Source organism: Alcaligenes parafaecalis (assembly GCF_026344135.1).
Classification (GTDB): domain Bacteria; phylum Pseudomonadota; class Gammaproteobacteria; order Burkholderiales; family Burkholderiaceae_B; genus Alcaligenes; species Alcaligenes parafaecalis.
This window is the reverse complement of record NZ_JAPKNA010000001.1, coordinates 934,488-950,501: the sequence shown is the minus strand read 5'-3', so window position 1 is coordinate 950,501 and position 16,014 is coordinate 934,488. Positions and strand designations below refer to the sequence as shown.

Genomic DNA, 16,014 nt, shown 5'->3' with positions numbered 1-16,014 from the left:
CTTATGATGATTGCTTCGGCATATCGACGGGGCTTGCGAGACAGCGCCTCTATCGCCTTGGGCTATGTGCCGGTGGCTATTTCCTTCGGTCTGGCTGCCGTGCATGCCGGTTTGTCGCCTTGGCTGGCAGTATTGGTGTCCCTGATTGTGTATGCCGGGGCCAGTCAGTTCATTTTGATCAGCCTGTTTGTGGCCGGTGCGGCTTATCCCAGTATCTTGGGGATTGTGCTGGTCATGAACCTGCGCCATGTCTTTTATGGACCTACCTTGATGGGGTTTTTTACTGGCCCCAGAAGCGTCTCCAGCCTATTTATGGCTCCTGGTCTGACCGATGAGGTCTTTGCCGCTTCCGCGGCAGGCGTGGCGCGTCAACCCGCTCACGAGCAGGAATCCTGGTATTGCGGCTTGCAACTGGGTTCGTACCTGTCCTGGGTTCTGGGAACGGCGATCGGGGCGTTTTTTGCCAGCGATTTGTTGGGGCAATCGCCCGTGCTGGAAAAGACCTTGGGCTTTGTATTGCCGGCCCTGTTTTTTGCCTTATTACTGGAAATTCGCCGCTCTGCCCCCTTGCCTGTGCTGGTGGCGGCCGCTTTGGGGGCCGTACTGGCCATGACGGTAGTGCCCTCGTATCTGGCCATTATCGTGGGCATGCTGGCCGGTGGTTTGATGGCCTTGCGCCGCGCTTAAGGAGTGGAGATGGATTGGGGTTTTCTACTCATGATTGTGCTGGCGGGCCTGGGCACCTTTCTGATTCGGTATCTGCCCTTACGTTTAGGTGGGCGACAAGGCAAGGCGGACCCAAGCCGTGTTTCGATCTGGCCACGTTTGTTTGGCGCGATTGGACCGGCCGGGGTGGTGGCCTTGCTGGTGGTGTCCTTGATTTCCTTGCTGCGTCCCGAGCATATGTCGCTGGATTTACCGCCTTTGCTGGCGGGTTTGGCAGGTGTGTTGTTGGGACGCCGGTGGCCGGGAGGGATTGCGGGTTCGACACTGACCGGAGTGCTGGCTTATGGTTTGTGTGTCGCTTATGTGGGTGTATAAGTCGGCTTTTTGACGGGCATTCACCTTGCAATTTGGGCGTCAAACCGGCAGCAGGATATGTGCTGCCGGTTTGACGCCCAAATTCGTTAAAACCTGCGTGGTGTACAAGCCGTTTGGCTGCATGCCGATTCGGCCTGAAACGCGTCCGGCTTAAAATTTGCTGAAGTTAGGCAGGCTGCTGGTCACTGTCTGCCAATGCTCAAACTCTTTCTTGCCTTTGGCATCCAGCTCTTCCGGGGTGCTGCTGGCGCTTTGCATGCCCGCCAGGCGTAGCTTTTCTTTGACAGCCTCATTATTTAGCGTCGTCGCAATCGAGGCTTGTGCCGCCTGAATAAGCTCCGGCTGGGTACCTGCTGGGGCATAGAAGGCCAGCCATCCGTTTACTTTCAACTGGGGGTAGCCCAGCTCGGCAATCGATGGCGTATCTGGCAGCAAAGGGTCGCGTTGGCTATCAAAGAGGGCCAGCACATTCACTTTGCCCGCTTCGGATTGCTGAATCAGCTCGCCAATATTCAACACCGCGGCCGGGACCTGTGCGCCCACTAAAGCCACGATGGCTTCACTCGCCCCTTTGTAGCCTACGTGCTCCAGTGGAACCCCCAAAGTTTGCCCCAGGTATAGACCGGCCAGATGCTGACCGCTACCGGTGGATGAACTGGCAAAAAAGGTTTGATTCGGGTCAGTTTTAATGCTTTGTACATAGTCCGCAAAGCTCTGGATACCCGAGCCGCTGGGCACGGCCAGGCCCAAGTTCCAGTTCACCGCATTGCTGATGGGGGCCAGATCTTTGAAGGGCTCGTAGCGCAGTTCTGTAAAGGTGTGGGGATACAGGCTCAGTGCGACACCAGGAGTCAAAATAAAAGTCGAGCCATCGGCAGCCGAGGTGGTGGCCAGGTTCAAGGCCAGCCGTCCGGAGGCTCCCGGTCGGTTATCCACGATGACAGGCCGTCCCAGCGCTTTGGACAAGTCAGGGGCAATCAGCCGTGCGACCAGATCCACATTGCCCCCGGCTGGAAAGCCAACCAGAATGCGTGCGGTTTGTGCAGAGTCGGCCTGGGCGGTGCCCAGCCATCCCACGCTGAGAAAGGAAGCGATGATTGCTGCGCCCAAGCTTATTTTGCTTTTTTTCATGATGTCTCCCGGTGTCGCGCTCTGTTTTAAAATCAGAGAGCGGCAGTTATTTCAACTTCGACTTGGTATTGTGGAAAGGCCAGCTTGGACTCTACGCAGGAGCGAGCTGGTTTTTTATCCGCCGGGACCCAGGCATTCCAGATCTCGTTAAGCGATGGCCATTTTTTGTAGTCGTCAATCCAGATCATGGCACGCAGAATGTGGCTGCGGTCGATCCCGATTTCCTGAAATTGCTCGTCAATCTGATTCAGGATCTGATGCAATTGCTCTTCAAATGTGCCTGAAGGGTCCATGGCAACTTGTCCCGACATATAGACAATTTTGTCGTGAATGACGTATTTGCTCATGTTTTTATTCTGGTGAAAGCGTTCGATACTCATGGTGTGCTCCTGGTAAGAGAGGAAATGGGTGTTAGGCAATCGTGGTGTGCAGGGTGCCCAGACCGCTGATATGGGCGCGCAACTGGTCGCCCGGGGCCAGAAACTCACCTCGGGCTGCGCCGACCCCAGCAGGGGTGCCAGTCAGGACAACATCGCCGGGCTCCAGCGTCATGATTTCAGTCAGACGAACCAGTTGTTCGCGCAGGTCAAAAATCATGCCGGAGGTGTTGGCGTCCTGTTTGATCTGGCCGTTCAGCTCCAGCCTCATATCCAGGTTTTGAGGATCGCTGACAAAGCAGGCAGGGATCAGGGCCGGGCCGATGGGGCAGCTTGCGTCATTGGCTTTGGCGGCGACCCAGTCAAATTTGTAGAACTGCTCGGGAGCGCGGGCGAAGTCGCGGGCCGACAGATCAATGGCGATGGTGTAGCCCGCCACGTGCTCCATCGCATTTTCCGGCGTCAGGTCTTTGGCTTTCTTGCCAATCACCATGGCCAACTCAATTTCCCAATCGTATTTTTGACAGTTCTTTGGGATGGCTGCGTGCTGGCCGTCACCGATCGTGGCTTGGCGGGCGGGCTTGAAAAAGAAGAACAGACGCTGGTCTTTTTTCTCGGCAGGGACATTCATTTCCTGCAAGTGGTCGTAGTAATTGGCACCAGCGCACAGAATCTTGCCGGGGTACAGCACGGGCGGCAGGGTGGCGTCGGTGTCGATCAGGACCAGGTCTGTCTGGGCAGTTGCCTGTTCAGCCAGGGCCTGGAGTTTGGGCAGATTGTCATCCCAATGCTCCAGAAGCTCGAACACGCTGTCGGGCAGGGTGGCAGCGTTCAAGCGCTGACATAAAGCGGCAATGGAATAGTCCTTTCCTTCGACCGACAAGCAGGCCACGGGAGCCTGATGGATCAGCAAAGTTTTAAGGGAAAACATAGAAAAATCCGAGTAGCTGTTGAACATGAAGTTCATGGTATGCTCGGCCATCTATTCCCAGTTAATGAAAAATTCACGTATTGCTATAACCATGATGAATACCAGTATTCGTGTTTTAGCGACGGTTTTCAGTTCTCCATGAAGCGCCTGGAACCGCGTCAAGTCCTGGTTCTAGCCGCTTTGGGGCGGAATGACAGTATCCATAGCGCTGCCCGAGATCTGTCCTTGACTCAGTCAGCGGTGAGCAAAGCTCTGGCCGAGATCGAGGCGCAGATGGGCGCTGTTTTGTTTACGCGTAGCCGCCAGGGGATTGAGGCGAATGCGTTGGGGCGATTGGTTTTGCGACGAGTGCAGCATTTGCTGCATGTGCTCGATCATGGCCCGGGGCATCACCCTAAAGAAAGCCCGGTGCTTAACATTGGCTATGTCTCGGATTTGCATGGCATGGCCTTGGGGCAGGCCTTTGTTCAATGGCGGCAGTCACAGGTGCTGACGCTGCGCTTGCTTGAACTGGAGCCTCAGTTGGCGCTACAGCTTTTGCGTCAGGCGGAGCTGGATGCGGTCCTGCTGGATGAGCCCGCAACAGAATGGCCCGAGCAGCGCATCGTTAACAGTCGTATGGTTCCCGTTTTAAGAACACAGCATCCTTGCTTGCGGGAGGGCAGACCGCTGAATGCCCAGGACTTGCAGGCTCTGGATTGGGTTTTACCTACGGCCGTGCCTGCGTTTCATCGAAATTTGGAACATTGGATGGTACAAGCCGGGATAGGAGTGGGTATCAAGGCCTGGAAAATACCAGCCGGACAGGGTCTGAGCACCATGGTGGCCCAATCGGATGCCTTGGCCTGGCTACCTGCCACGCAGGCGGATTATTTGCAGCAAGCAGGGGTGGTGGAACCGCTTTGTCTTCAGGATGCTGGCGGTATCGATGCTCCGGCGTCTTTGCTGTTTGGGGACCACGTTCAGAGTGATCCTGTGCTGCATCAAGCCCTGGAGCAGTTTGCCTATTTTTTGGACTATCGTGACGCTGGTTTTGGAGAGCAGTGATATGACGGAGACGACAATTTCTTCTCAGCTTCCCCCCTTGTCACGGCGTATTCGTTTACGGCATCTGGAGTTGCTGGCGGCCTTGGGCGAGCATGGCAGTCTGAAGCACGCTGCCGAGATGATGGGTATGAGTCAGCCCGCTGCCAGCAAGCTCTTGCTGGAGGCTGAGTCCTTGGTGGGAGCGGCTTTGTATGAACGTACAAATCGCGGCGTACTGCCCACTGCTGCGGGTGCTGCATTGGCATTGCGAGCCCAGCGCTTCCTGGGCATGGTGGATGGCTTGGGTGAGGAAGTGCAAGTAGCCCAGCAAGGTGCAACAGGAAGGGTTCGAGTGGGTGTGTCGCCTGCTTGTGGTGCGGTGATACCTGGAGCTCTGGCCGCCATGCGTGCAGCCGGTCAGGATGTTGTCTTGCGGATCGAGGAGGGCAGTAGTGCCAGCCTCTTGGAGCGCTTGCGCGATGGGCGTCTGGATTGTGTATTGGGCCGGGTGTTGGACAGCCAGGATCTGGAGGATTTCGACACGCTGCATTTGTATAACGAATCCATTGTGATGGTGGCGGACCCGCATCACCCCATTTTTTCCAAACCGACTTTGGATTGGGGTGATGCCTTGAGCTACGAATGGGTTTTGCCTCCGCAGGGTGCTCCCCTGCGCCGTACCTTGGCATTCTGGCTGGCTCGGCAGGGTTTTCAGGAGCCGCGCTGCTTGCTGGAATCGACTTTGACCTTAGCCAATCTGGCCGTCCTGCGCGAGAACCAGGCGCTGGTCTTATTAGGCTCGATCTCGGCCCGACAGTTTAGTGAGCAGGGCGTTGTCCGAGTTGTCCCTTTGCCCTTTGACGGGATTGCTTTGCCATCCGTCTCGCTGTTCCTGCCCCAGGATGATTATGCCCATGAGCCGGTGGAGGTATTCATCCAGGCCTTGGAGCAGCATGTACGTGAGACCTTGGCCTAGCGGTTGGGGCGAGGCACCGGGAAAACAAAACGCCTGCTAGGCAGCAGGCGTTTTGTTTAGGGGCTAGAGCGTGCTTGTTGCGGGGAATTAACCCTTCACTCGCACAATCTTCTGGACTTGCGGTACGTGACGAATAGAGCGGATCACGCGGGCCAGGTGAGTACGGCTATCAACCTGAACGGTCAGGTGCAGCACCGATGTAGCGGCTGATTCGTCCGGCATGGAAATATGCAGGATGTTGGAGTCGGCATCGGTAATTTCAGCGGCCAGACGACCCAGCACGCCCCGCTCGTTAATAGCGGTGACATCCAGACGAGTCGACAGGTGACGGGCCGTATTGCTGTCCCACATCACAGGCACCCAACGCTCGGGCTCTTTGGCCTGGGCGCGTTGTGCCACGGCACATTCAGCCATGTGAACGACCAGGCCGTGACCCAGACGAATGCCACCAATAATTGCGTCGCCGGGCAAAGGACCACAGCACGGAGCCAGTTGTACTGCCTGACCTTCATTACCGTGAATCAGAATCGGTGCAGAGGTGTTGGCATTGATCTCGTCAAACGCCGCTGCCGTGGTTTCCAGCAGAGGGTTTTCAGGGGCAAAGCGGCGGGCCACAACTGCTGCAAGACGTTTACCCAGGCCGATATCGGCCAGAATCTCTTCGCGGGAAGCAGCGCCCGAACCCTTGGCCAGCTTGTCCCAATTTGGATCGTCGTCGGTGGCGTGCGGCAAGCCTAGCTGATCAAAGGCCTGATCCAGCAGACGGCGACCAAAGGCAACCGATTCTTCGTATTTGACCGTACGCAGGTAGTGACGAATTTCCGAACGGGCGCGGCCCGAACGAACATAGTTCAGCCACTGGGCACTAGGACGGGCGGCAGGGGAGGTAATGATCTCTACCGAGTCACCGCTCTTCAGTTCGGTGCGTAGTGGCGCAAATTCACCATTGATCTTGGACGCCACAGCGTGGTTACCAATATCAGTGTGGATGCTATAGGCAAAGTCCACGGGTGTCGCACCGCGTGGCAAGGAAATAATCTTGCCTTTGGGCGTGTGAACATAAACTGCATCAGGGAACAGATCAACTTTGACGTGTTCCAGGAATTCTGTGGAGTCACCCGTCTGGCTCTGAATATCCAGCAAGGATTGCAACCAGCGGTGTGTACGCTTTTGCAGATCATTCAGGGTGACGTCGTCTTCTTTGTACAGCCAATGAGAGGCCACGCCTTCTTCAGCCACGTGGTCCATTTCGCGGGTGCGGAACTGGAACTCGACGGGGGTGCCGTAGGGGCCAATCAGGGTTGTGTGCAGGGACTGGTAGCCATTCACTTTAGGGATGGCAATGTAGTCCTTGAATTTGCCTGGCACGGGGCGATACAACTGGTGCAGCGTACCCAGCGACAAATAGCACTCGGGCAGGGTGTGCACAATAATGCGAAAGCCGTAAATATCCAGCACGTCCGAGAAGGACTTTTTCTGCTCAACCATCTTGCAGAAAATGCTGTAGAGCGACTTTTCGCGACCGGAGATCTCGGCATCAATCCCGGCGGCAGGCAAGGCAATCTTGACGGCATCCGTGATCTTGCCCAGCACTTCGCGGCGGTTGCCGCGCGCAGCCAGCAAGGCCTTGTGCAGGACTTTGTAGCGATTGGGATAGATGGCTTTGAAGCAGCGGTCCTGCAGCTCGCGGAACAGGGCGTTCAAGCCCAGGCGATGCGCAATCGGGGCGTAAATATCCAGGGTTTCCTGGGCCACCCGACGGCGTTTTTCAGGCTTGACCGCATCCAGCGTGCGCATATTGTGCAAGCGGTCGGCCAGCTTGATCAGGATGACGCGTACATCGCGCGACATGGCCAGCAGCATCTTGCGAAAGCTGTCAGCCTGCTGCTGTGTTTTAGTGGCAAATTCCAGGCGTTCCAGCTTGGACAAGCCATCCACGATCTCGGCCACATCGGTGCCGAATTTCTCGGCCAGTTCCTGCTTGGTGACGTCCTGATCTTCGATCACGTCATGCAGCAGGGCCGACATCAGGGCATCGGTATCCAGCTTCCAGCCCGCACAGATTTCCGTGACGGCAATGGGGTGCGAGATATAGGGCTCGCCGCTGGCGCGAAACTGCCCCAAGTGGGCCTGATCGGAAAAACGATAGGCTTCCCGTACCCGTTCAACATCTTTCGGGTCCAGGTACTGCGAAATAATCTTGTTCAGCGGAGCCAGTGAGGCAATGGGAGGGCTGGTACTTTCCTGAGAATTCTGTGCCAGCGCCGGGGTGTTCTTGTCTTTAGGCTTGCGACGACCTAGCCGTGAGCCTTTTTTAAGGACGGCCAACAGCCCAGACGATGCGCCCCGTAAACCAGAAAATGCCATACCGTGCTCCGCCCGTGCCTATCAGGTAGGAACTTTGCGCAGCATTTCCAGACCGGTCGCGCCCGAAGCGATTTCTCGCAAGGCAGTAACCGTAGGCTTGTTCTTGCTTTCCAGGCGTGGTTCGTGGCCCTGAGCCAGTTCACGCGCACGGTAGGCGGCTGCCAAGGTGAGCTTAAAGCGATTGGGGACTTGCTCCAGGCAGTCCTCGATAGTGATGCGAGCCATAGTAGACCTGTTATCAAAAAGAAATAAGAAGGAGATCAGCCCTGGTTCAGCAGGGCATCTGCGCCTAATTGTTGAAAGAGTTGGCGATGCCGTACTGACTGAGTGGCAGTGCGCAAACGACTGGCCTGCACAATACTCAATAGCTGCTGTAATGCCGTATCAAAATCCTCATTGATAATAGCATATTGACAGTCACGAACATGGGCGATTTCGTGCTCGGCGGCCTCGACGCGACGGGCAATCGTCTCTTCGCTGTCTTGCCCGCGTTTGCGCAAACGCGCCTTCAGTGTGGGCAAGGAGGGCGGCAGGATGAAAATGCCCACTGCTTCGGGGAAATGCTCGCGAGCCAGACGGGCACCTTGCCAGTCGATTTCCAGCAACACATCCCGGCCTTCACCCAGGGCCTTCTGAATGGGATCGCGAGGGGTGCCGTAGTAGTTGTCATGCACCTGAGCCCATTCCAGCATGGCGTTTTCGGCGACCATGTTTTCAAAGCGCGCTTTGTCCACAAAGAAGTAGTGCTCGCCGTCGGCTTCGCCGGGGCGGGGCGCACGTGTCGTGGCCGAGATGGACAGCATGATGTTGGAATCGTTAGCCAGGAGGGCGTTGACCAGACTGGATTTGCCCGCCCCACTGGGGGCGACAACCATAAAAACAGTGCCAGGATAGCTCGTGGACATGGAGAGCAGACTCTAGAAGTAGATTTTTATAAAAGAATTAATTGCTGCTGGAGTCGGTTTGCCCGAACTCATTCAACACAGCTGTCACACTGGCTTCATCCGCACACAGAAAGACGACCGTGTCATTGGGATTCATGGAAAACAGAACCTCTTCCACTTCCCGTGGGGCATCTTCAGCTTGGGCAATGGCCATCACATGCACATCGCCACCGGCTTCAAACTGCTCGGGCGGGACGATTTGGGCGACGGCATCCAGATCAGGCTCGCTAATGGCCAGATAGGCCCAGACCTTGTGTTCTTCTTCCAAGGTGATCTCAAGCACATAGGCCGAGTCAGTCTGCTCAATGATTTGGCTTTGAATTTGCATAATGAAATGAGTGTGTCAGCTAAAAGACAAGGTGGCTGTGACCGGTGCGTGGTCCGAAGGCTGCTCATTGGCGCGTGGTTCGCGATCAATATCGCAGGCCGTACAACGTGACTTCAGGGCGTCGGACAGCAGGGCATGATCAATACGCAGCCCCGCATCGCGACGGAACGCAAAACGGCGATAGTCCCACCAGGTAAAGGGGCTGCCGCTTTGCTCGAACAAGCGGTAGGCATCGTGCAGGCCCAGTGCCAGCAAGCGCTCGAAGGCAGCACGTTCTGGTGGAGAGACTAAAACGTCATCAACCCACTTGGCGGGGTCGTAGACGTCCTGGTCGGCTGGGGCAATATTATAGTCGCCCAGAATGGCCAGACGCGGATACTGCTGCAATTCTTTTTCCAGCCAGTCGTGCAAGGCGGCAAACCATTCCAGCTTGTAGGTGTACTTCTCGCTTTCCAGCGATTGCCCGTTGGGGCAGTAGGCGCAGATCACCCGTACCGGGCCGTCTGGCGATGCGTAGGTGGCGGCCAGCAGGCGCTGCTGCGGGTCTTCGTAATTGGGCAGGTTGCGCTGTACGTCGGTGCCGGGTTCACGGGAAATCAGAGCCACACCGTTATAGGTTTTTTGGCCTGCCCAGTGGGCGTGATAGCCGATTTCCTGAAAGGCCTCCAAGGGGAAACGCTCGTCGGGCAGTTTCAGCTCTTGCAGACACAAGACGTCTACGGGGTTAGCCGCCAGCCAATCCAGGACTTGGGGAAGACGGACGTTCAGGGAGTTGACGTTCCAGGTGGTTAATTTCATGGTGTAGAGATATTCGTTTTAATTCAGGGTGTTGCATGGGGCTGCTGACATTGTTTTATTGGCCTGCCCGTTCAGGGCTGACTCAGTCCTTGCGGTGCCAGAGCTGCTCATGTTGCGCGGATGCCACTATCATATCAGCGCTCAGCTTTTTAGCAGCACTTGATACCTGGGCGTAAGCCAGGTTTATGAGTCTGCGATGTGCGTTTCACACAGCTCCATTTCCCTATCTGAAGATAAAAACAGCCCCGCTTTGACGTGTCGAAAGCAGGGCTGTTTTTCTTGTTGTGTGTGGGCCCTTAGGCGGCCTGATGTTGTGGAAGTCTGAACACCTTGTCGAACAGCAGCGTGAAGATGAAGGTGTACACAAGGAAAAACACCAGAAGAGCCAATGCCATGGTGAAAGCCTTCCACGGGCCGATGCTGTACCACAACATATAAATAGGTAAGCACGTCAGGATAAGACCACCCTCAAAGCCGATGGCGTGTGCGCAGCGAAGCAAAAGACTGCGGGACGCCATGTTGCGCTTTCTCTCCCAGGCTTCAAAGACCCAGTTGTAAAGAAAGTTCCAGATCACAGCGGCGGTGGTCACCATCACCGCAAGTGGGAACGACTCATCGGCGTTCGATCCACTCAGGATGGACAAGAAGAGAGTGGAGAAAATGATGGCGAAGAATTCAAACGTACACACATAAACGATACGTCTTTTTATCGAGCTTAATGTAAACACTACCAACTCCATGAGCATGCAGCTCTTAGTCGTGAAAGAGCCGGCCCGTCCCGGAAGTCAGAAGTGATTATGCAGCGCCACGGTTTCCGCCTGCCCGGATATTTTGCTTGAGTGGGGCGGGTTGTCAATAAAAACAGGGCTTGAGATCAGCTTGTGTTTTACCGGGACCACAGCAGCGTTACGTTGTCGCAAAAGGATAGGGTGGTCTTGCCGCTTGCCGGGTTCGGCTTTGTTCTAGGTCGTAGTGAAAAACAGACGTTTTCAGACAATAAATTTGCCCTCAAATCATCTGCATGTAACAGCTACAAAGTCAGGGTTCAAGACCTGAGGGCCATTGGAGACAGATTGATGTTTTTAGGGCACTAAAAAGAGGGTTTTTTGCGCAGATCACGCGCTTGCTTGTGTTAAATTGCAGGCCAAGTTGGAACGGTGGGCCAAAACCGATGGAAGTGCTTGGCCGCAGCGCGTAGTACAAGGATTTGCTGTACAGGAAAAAGGAATAAAAAAATCGCCGTAATGGCGACTTTTTCTGTGTGATCAAAACCGGAAACAAGGCCTGTTTTGTCTGTCTTGAATGCAAGCAAGATGGAGGCGTGTGCTGGAATCGAACCAACCTGAACGGATTTGCAGTCCGTCACATAGCCAATCTGTCACCACGCCTTTTGTTTTGTCCTGGGACATGTAGAATTATGCCCAAGGACGTAGGGAAAAGCAAGTGTCACATGATGGGACGTTAAACCCGGTACGATCTGCTGCACAAAAGCGACTGACGTCCCTCCTTTTTTTGCCGCCTGCGCGGCACTCCCTTGTATTAAGGACATGGCATGCAATATCAATTCCCCATTGTGATCATCGATGAGGATTTTCGTTCTGAAAATGCGTCTGGTCTGAGCATTCGTGTATTAGCAGATGCGATCGAGGCCGAAGGCTTCGAGGTGTTGGGAACCACCAGTTATGGCGATCTGAGTCAATTTGCCCAGCAGCAAAGTCGTGCCAGCGCGTTTATTTTGTCCATCGATGATGAGGAGTTCACGCAAGATGGAGACAGCGCCCCCGCGCTAGTCAATCTGCGTGCCTTTATTCGGGCAGTGCGTCGTCGCAATACCGATGTACCCATTTATGTTTATGGCGAGACTAAAACGGCTCGTCATATGCCAAACGATATCTTGCGCGAGCTGCAAGGCGTCATTCACATGTTCGAGGACACGCCCGAGTTTGTGGCGCGTCACATCGTGCGTGAGGCGCGCAGCTATGTGGAAGGCGTCAAGCCGCCGTTTCTGAAAGCCTTGCTGGATTATGCCGAGGACGGTTCTTATTCCTGGCATTGCCCTGGTCATTCCGGTGGCGTGGCTTTTCTGAAAAGCCCGGTCGGGCAGATTTTTCACCAGTTCTTTGGTGAGAACATGCTGCGCGCCGACGTGTGTAATGCCGTCGAGGAACTTGGCCAGTTGCTGGATCACAACGGCGCCATTGGCGCCAGTGAACGCAATGCGGCACGTATTTTCAATGCCGACCACTGCTTTTTCGTCACCAACGGCACCAGCACCAGCAACAAGATTGTCTGGCATCACGCGGTGGCCCCGGGCGATGTGGTGGTGGTGGACCGCAATTGCCACAAGTCCATCCTGCACAGCATTGTGATGACAGGTGCCATCCCCGTGTTCCTGCGTCCTACACGCAACCACTTCGGGATTATTGGCCCCATTGCACGCAGCGAATTCGATATCGAGACCATTCGCGAGAAAATCCGCAAGCATCCCTTGCTCTCGCACCTGGATGCGGACACGGTCAAACCCCGCGTCTTGACGCTGACTCAGTCCACCTACGACGGCATTATTTACGACACTCAGGTGATCAAGAATGCCGTAGACGGGTATGTGGAAGTGCTGCACTTTGACGAAGCCTGGATTCCGCACGCGGCGTTCCATCCTTTCTATGGTCAATTCCACGCCATGGGCAAGAACCGCCCCCGTCCACAAGAGACGCTGGTGTTCTCTACTCAATCCACGCACAAGCTGCTGGCCGGTTTGAGCCAGGCCAGCCACGTGCTGGCTCAGGATTCGGCCACGCGCAGCCTGGACCGTCACCTGTTCAATGAAGCCTATCTGATGCACACCAGCACCAGCCCGCAGTACGCGATTATTGCGTCTTGCGATGTGGCGGCCGCCATGATGGAGCCTCCCGGTGGCCGTGTGCTGGTCGAAGAAAGCATTATTGAAGCGCTGGATTTCCGCCGTGCCATGCGTAAGGTGGAGTCGCAGTTTGACGAGGACGACTGGTGGTTCAAGGTCTGGGGCCCACCCACGCTGGCAGAGGATGGTGTCGGTCAGCCCGAGGACTGGATCATCACGGATGATGTCGAGCACAGCGAATGGCACGGCTTTGGCCCGCTGGCTGATGGCTTCAATATGCTGGACCCCATCAAGGCGACCATTGTCACCCCTGGCCTGGATCTGACGGGCACCTTTGGGGAAACCGGTATTCCGGCTTCCATCGTGACCAAGTTCCTGGCACAGCGTGGCGTGATCGTGGAGAAGATTGGCCTGTACAGCTTCTTCATCATGTTCACCATCGGCATTACCAAAGGCCGCTGGAATTCTCTGGTGACAGCGCTGCAGCAGTTCAAGGACGATTACGACCGTAACCTGCCTGTCTGGCGTGTCCTGCCACAGTTTGCGCGTCAGTATCCGTGCTACGAAGAAATGGGCCTGCGCGATTTGTGCCAGCACGTGCACCAGTTGTACGCCAAGCACGATATTGCTCGCTTGATGACGGATATGTACCTGTCGGATGTGGTGCCTGTCATGCGTCCGGCTGATGCTTTTGCCTGCATCGCCCAGCGCCGTACTGAACGGGTCGAGATTGATCAGTTAGAAGGTCGTGTGACCACCAACTTGATCACGCCTTACCCACCCGGCATTCCGCTCTTGATTCCTGGCGAAGCCTTCAACAAGACGATTGTGGATTTCCTGAAGTTCTCGCGTGAACTGCATCGCCAGTGTCCTGGCTTTGGTACGGATATTCACGGTTTTGTGGAAGAGGTGGATGCCTCCGGTCAGAAGCGTTACTACGTGGACTGCGTGGCACAGTAAAGCAAGCTGCCATCAAGCGCCGGGGCAGGGCTTCGGCGCTTGAGCAGGGCAGCCTACAGGTTTTGAGCCGTGCGTAAAGCACATTCCAGTAGCCTGGAGGTCAGGGCTTGCGGATCACGGTCTGCCCGCAAGATTGCGACGACGCGGCGTTGCAGAATGGGCTGCTCAATGGGGTATTTATGCAGATTGTGCTCGTGCAACAGGCTGTCGGGAATGCGGCTGGGCAAGATACAGTCTCCCAATCCTGAGGACACCAGCCGCAACATGGCATCTATGGTTTCAACTTCTGCCACAAATTCGGGATGCAGGCCGCTGCTGTGAATCATGCGGCGCAGGGCGTAATGGGGCGGAAAGCCGATCAGGCGCAAGGCCTGGTGGCTTAAGTCTGCATTGGGAAAAGGCTCCTGCCGGGCGGAGATGCGGCACATTTGATCGTCAAACAAAGTGTGTGAGATCAAGCCTCCACAGTCCACCGCCGAGTCGTACACAAAACCCACATCGGCCTTGCCGCTTTCCACCAAAGCCACGACCTCGGGCGAACTGCGTCCCAACAAGGATAAATTCACGCCTGGGTGGGAACTCATGAAAGCGGCAGCCACATCGGACATGAAGTAGTAGCTCAAGGTATGTACGGTGGCCAGCCGCACTGTGCCTGAATTGACGCCGTGATCCTGGCGTACAGCATGAATGGCACTGTCAATGCGGCTATAGGCGGGCTCGATGGCTTGGCGCAGCAGCTCACCCGCATCATTCAGGCTGACTCCGCGCCCAGTGCGGGTAAACAGAGTCTGGCCCAGGCTTTGCTCCAGCGAACTTAATTGTTTGCTCAGGCTGGATTGGCTTTGTCCCAAATCATCGGCGGCTCTGCTGACCGAGCCCAATTGAGCGATGCGTAAAAAGCAGCGCAAGGAGCGATCCAGGTTGTCGGTGGGGCGGAAATCGTGCATGCCATTGTCTCTTTATTGTTGTACGCAAATGTGTGAAAACTGAGTTTTTACGCTTGCCTTGTAGCGGTATGAATCGCGACGTAGTCAGGGCCCTTGTTTGGGTCTGAATTGTCTATGAGAAAACGCTGTTTCAATTTGTCTTTATTTTGTTCTAACGTCGCCTAATTTGCTTTCATAATGAGCTCATATCATAAGCAAAATTGATTTGTGGTCTAATCATTGATATAATAAAGAAATCGGGGCGCTAAGGGCAGCGCCCCCTGTCGATATTGAGCAGGAGTTATTCGTGAGCAAATCGAAACCAGTACGTCGTAAACAAGCCTTTGAGGTTGAGCCCCTGAATTGGGTTGCTCCTAAGAAAGCTGCCGTAGAAACCGATCAGGAAGCCAAGGTGGACGCGTCCAGCGACCAGGCTCAGGACAGCTAAGTTCTGACTGAAGGGTTAAAAAGCGCAAGCTGTGAGGCTTGCGCTTTTTTTATGCCTGCTTGTTTTGTGTCTGTGAGTCAGGACCAGCGGCGATGCGGCTGGGTAGGGGGTAAATGCCCTTGTTCCAGAAGTTGCAAACTGGCTTGTTCAAAACGGTTCCAGGTCGCCAGGGCCAGTTGTGAACCGGTGCTGACACGACGCACGCCAATAGCGGCCAGATCGGGGACCTTGAGCCCGGGGTGAATCAGCAGCACGTTGACCGGGGTAGGGGCCAGCGCCTGTACCACTTGGGCAATATCGTCCAGTTCGCGCAAACCGGGCGCGTAGACCACATCTGCTCCCGCCTGGGCATAGGCTTGCAATCTGGTAATGGTTTGAGCCAGATCCAGCAGGCCGATCAACAGACCTTCACAACGTCCTATCAGCAGGACATCCTCACCGCTGGCGTCAATGGCTTGCTTGGCTGCCTGCAGGCGGGCTACGGACAAGTCCAGATCATAAAGCTCGTCACCGTAGCGATCTTCAATGGATAAACCGGCAATACCGGTTTGAATCGCCAGGGTCACATTCGCGGCGACTTGATCCGGCTCATCGGCAAAACCATTTTCAAAGTCGGCATTAAGCGGCAAGTCTGTGCTGGCCGCTATCTCCTGCAAATGGGCGAGCAGAGCATCTCGGCCCACTTCAAAATCTTCCAGACCGTTTGACCAGGCAAAGGCCGCACTGCTGCTGGCAATGGCCCGTGCACCCAGACGTTCCAGGCGTTTGGCTCCGCCTATGTCCCAGGGATTGGGCAAAATCAGTAGGCCACTTTCATGCAAGGCGCGAAAGCGGCGGCGTTTTTCCTGTGTGCTAATGCTCATGGCGGGCTCCTGAGAACGAAAAACGCAAACCGAAGTTT

17 protein-coding genes and 1 tRNA gene are annotated in these 16,014 nt (G+C 55.5%); 6 read left to right on the top strand and 12 right to left on the bottom strand.

All coding sequences use genetic code 11. The features are described 5' to 3' along the window. The first annotated feature begins 3 nt into the window (after window positions 1-3). Both OSH09_RS04430 and OSH09_RS04425 read left to right on the top strand, forming a co-directional pair. On the top strand, window positions 4-687 hold the full coding sequence (locus tag OSH09_RS04430) for an AzlC family ABC transporter permease (protein WP_266120280.1): 684 nt from the start codon (window positions 4-6) through the stop codon (window positions 685-687). 9 nt (window positions 688-696) lie between these two features. Continuing rightward, the gene (locus OSH09_RS04425) at window positions 697-1,041 is read left to right on the top strand and encodes an AzlD domain-containing protein (protein ID WP_207874946.1); all 345 of its coding nucleotides are present in this window, start codon (window positions 697-699) and stop codon (window positions 1,039-1,041) included. 150 nt (window positions 1,042-1,191) lie between these two features. On the opposite strand, the gene OSH09_RS04420 is transcribed toward OSH09_RS04425, so the two are convergent. From OSH09_RS04420 to OSH09_RS04410, 3 genes are read right to left on the bottom strand one after another with little or no spacing between them, the layout of a single operon-like run. Then, the gene (locus OSH09_RS04420) at window positions 1,192-2,172 is read right to left on the bottom strand and encodes a tripartite tricarboxylate transporter substrate-binding protein (protein WP_266120279.1); all 981 of its coding nucleotides are present in this window, start codon (window positions 2,170-2,172) and stop codon (window positions 1,192-1,194) included. Between the two features lie 32 nt (window positions 2,173-2,204). After that, a complete protein-coding gene (locus OSH09_RS04415) occupies window positions 2,205-2,552 on the bottom strand; it encodes a RidA family protein (protein WP_222667260.1) in 348 nt (115 codons plus the stop codon). A gap of 31 nt (window positions 2,553-2,583) precedes the next feature. Beyond that, on the bottom strand, window positions 2,584-3,480 hold the full coding sequence (locus tag OSH09_RS04410; RefSeq protein WP_266120278.1) for a fumarylacetoacetate hydrolase family protein: 897 nt from the start codon (window positions 3,478-3,480) through the stop codon (window positions 2,584-2,586). Window positions 3,481-3,519: 39 nt separating this feature from the next. Between OSH09_RS04410 and OSH09_RS04405 the strand changes: the two genes are divergently transcribed. Next, the gene (locus tag OSH09_RS04405; protein WP_266120277.1) at window positions 3,520-4,527 is read left to right on the top strand and encodes a LysR family transcriptional regulator; all 1,008 of its coding nucleotides are present in this window, start codon (window positions 3,520-3,522) and stop codon (window positions 4,525-4,527) included. Between the two features lies 1 nt (window position 4,528). Further along, complete coding sequence (locus tag OSH09_RS04400) at window positions 4,529-5,482, top strand: LysR substrate-binding domain-containing protein (protein ID WP_266120276.1); 954 nt, start codon at window positions 4,529-4,531, stop codon at window positions 5,480-5,482. Between the two features lie 87 nt (window positions 5,483-5,569). Here OSH09_RS04400 and OSH09_RS04395 read toward each other — a convergent pair whose 3' ends face one another. The 7 genes from OSH09_RS04395 to OSH09_RS04365 form a co-directional block, all read right to left on the bottom strand. Then, window positions 5,570-7,849 (bottom strand): RelA/SpoT family protein, encoded by a 2,280-nt coding sequence (locus OSH09_RS04395; protein ID WP_207874940.1) that lies wholly within the window; start codon window positions 7,847-7,849, stop codon window positions 5,570-5,572. 21 nt (window positions 7,850-7,870) lie between these two features. Continuing rightward, on the bottom strand, window positions 7,871-8,074 hold the full coding sequence (rpoZ, locus tag OSH09_RS04390) for a DNA-directed RNA polymerase subunit omega (protein ID WP_003799665.1): 204 nt from the start codon (window positions 8,072-8,074) through the stop codon (window positions 7,871-7,873). A 35-nt stretch (window positions 8,075-8,109) separates the two neighbouring features. Beyond that, window positions 8,110-8,754, bottom strand: a complete 645-nt coding sequence (gmk, locus tag OSH09_RS04385) for a guanylate kinase (protein WP_266120275.1) — start codon at window positions 8,752-8,754, stop codon at window positions 8,110-8,112. Between the two features lie 37 nt (window positions 8,755-8,791). Further along, window positions 8,792-9,121, bottom strand: coding sequence for a DUF4442 domain-containing protein (locus tag OSH09_RS04380; protein ID WP_222667265.1), 330 nt, complete (start codon window positions 9,119-9,121; stop codon window positions 8,792-8,794). A 15-nt stretch (window positions 9,122-9,136) separates the two neighbouring features. Next, a complete protein-coding gene (gene xth, locus OSH09_RS04375; RefSeq protein ID WP_222667266.1) occupies window positions 9,137-9,919 on the bottom strand; it encodes an exodeoxyribonuclease III in 783 nt (260 codons plus the stop codon). A 296-nt stretch (window positions 9,920-10,215) separates the two neighbouring features. Beyond that, window positions 10,216-10,647 (bottom strand): PACE efflux transporter, encoded by a 432-nt coding sequence (locus OSH09_RS04370; protein ID WP_266120274.1) that lies wholly within the window; start codon window positions 10,645-10,647, stop codon window positions 10,216-10,218. Window positions 10,648-11,233: 586 nt separating this feature from the next. Next, a tRNA-Cys gene (locus tag OSH09_RS04365) sits at window positions 11,234-11,307 on the bottom strand. A gap of 164 nt (window positions 11,308-11,471) precedes the next feature. Between OSH09_RS04365 and OSH09_RS04360 the strand changes: the two genes are divergently transcribed. Further along, entirely contained in the window at window positions 11,472-13,739 is a 2,268-nt protein-coding gene (locus OSH09_RS04360; RefSeq protein ID WP_207874935.1) for an arginine/lysine/ornithine decarboxylase, read from the top strand. Window positions 13,740-13,792: 53 nt separating this feature from the next. Here the strand turns inward: OSH09_RS04360 and OSH09_RS04355 are convergent, their stop codons facing one another. Continuing rightward, on the bottom strand, window positions 13,793-14,686 hold the full coding sequence (locus OSH09_RS04355; protein ID WP_266120273.1) for a LysR family transcriptional regulator: 894 nt from the start codon (window positions 14,684-14,686) through the stop codon (window positions 13,793-13,795). Between the two features lie 286 nt (window positions 14,687-14,972). Here OSH09_RS04355 and OSH09_RS04350 point away from each other — a divergent pair, with 286 nt between their 5' ends. Next, entirely contained in the window at window positions 14,973-15,113 is a 141-nt protein-coding gene (locus OSH09_RS04350) for a hypothetical protein (RefSeq protein ID WP_207874933.1), read from the top strand. A 77-nt stretch (window positions 15,114-15,190) separates the two neighbouring features. On the opposite strand, the gene OSH09_RS04345 is transcribed toward OSH09_RS04350, so the two are convergent. Next, complete coding sequence (locus OSH09_RS04345) at window positions 15,191-15,976, bottom strand: isocitrate lyase/PEP mutase family protein (protein ID WP_266120272.1); 786 nt, start codon at window positions 15,974-15,976, stop codon at window positions 15,191-15,193. Window positions 15,977-16,014: the final 38 nt, after the last annotated feature.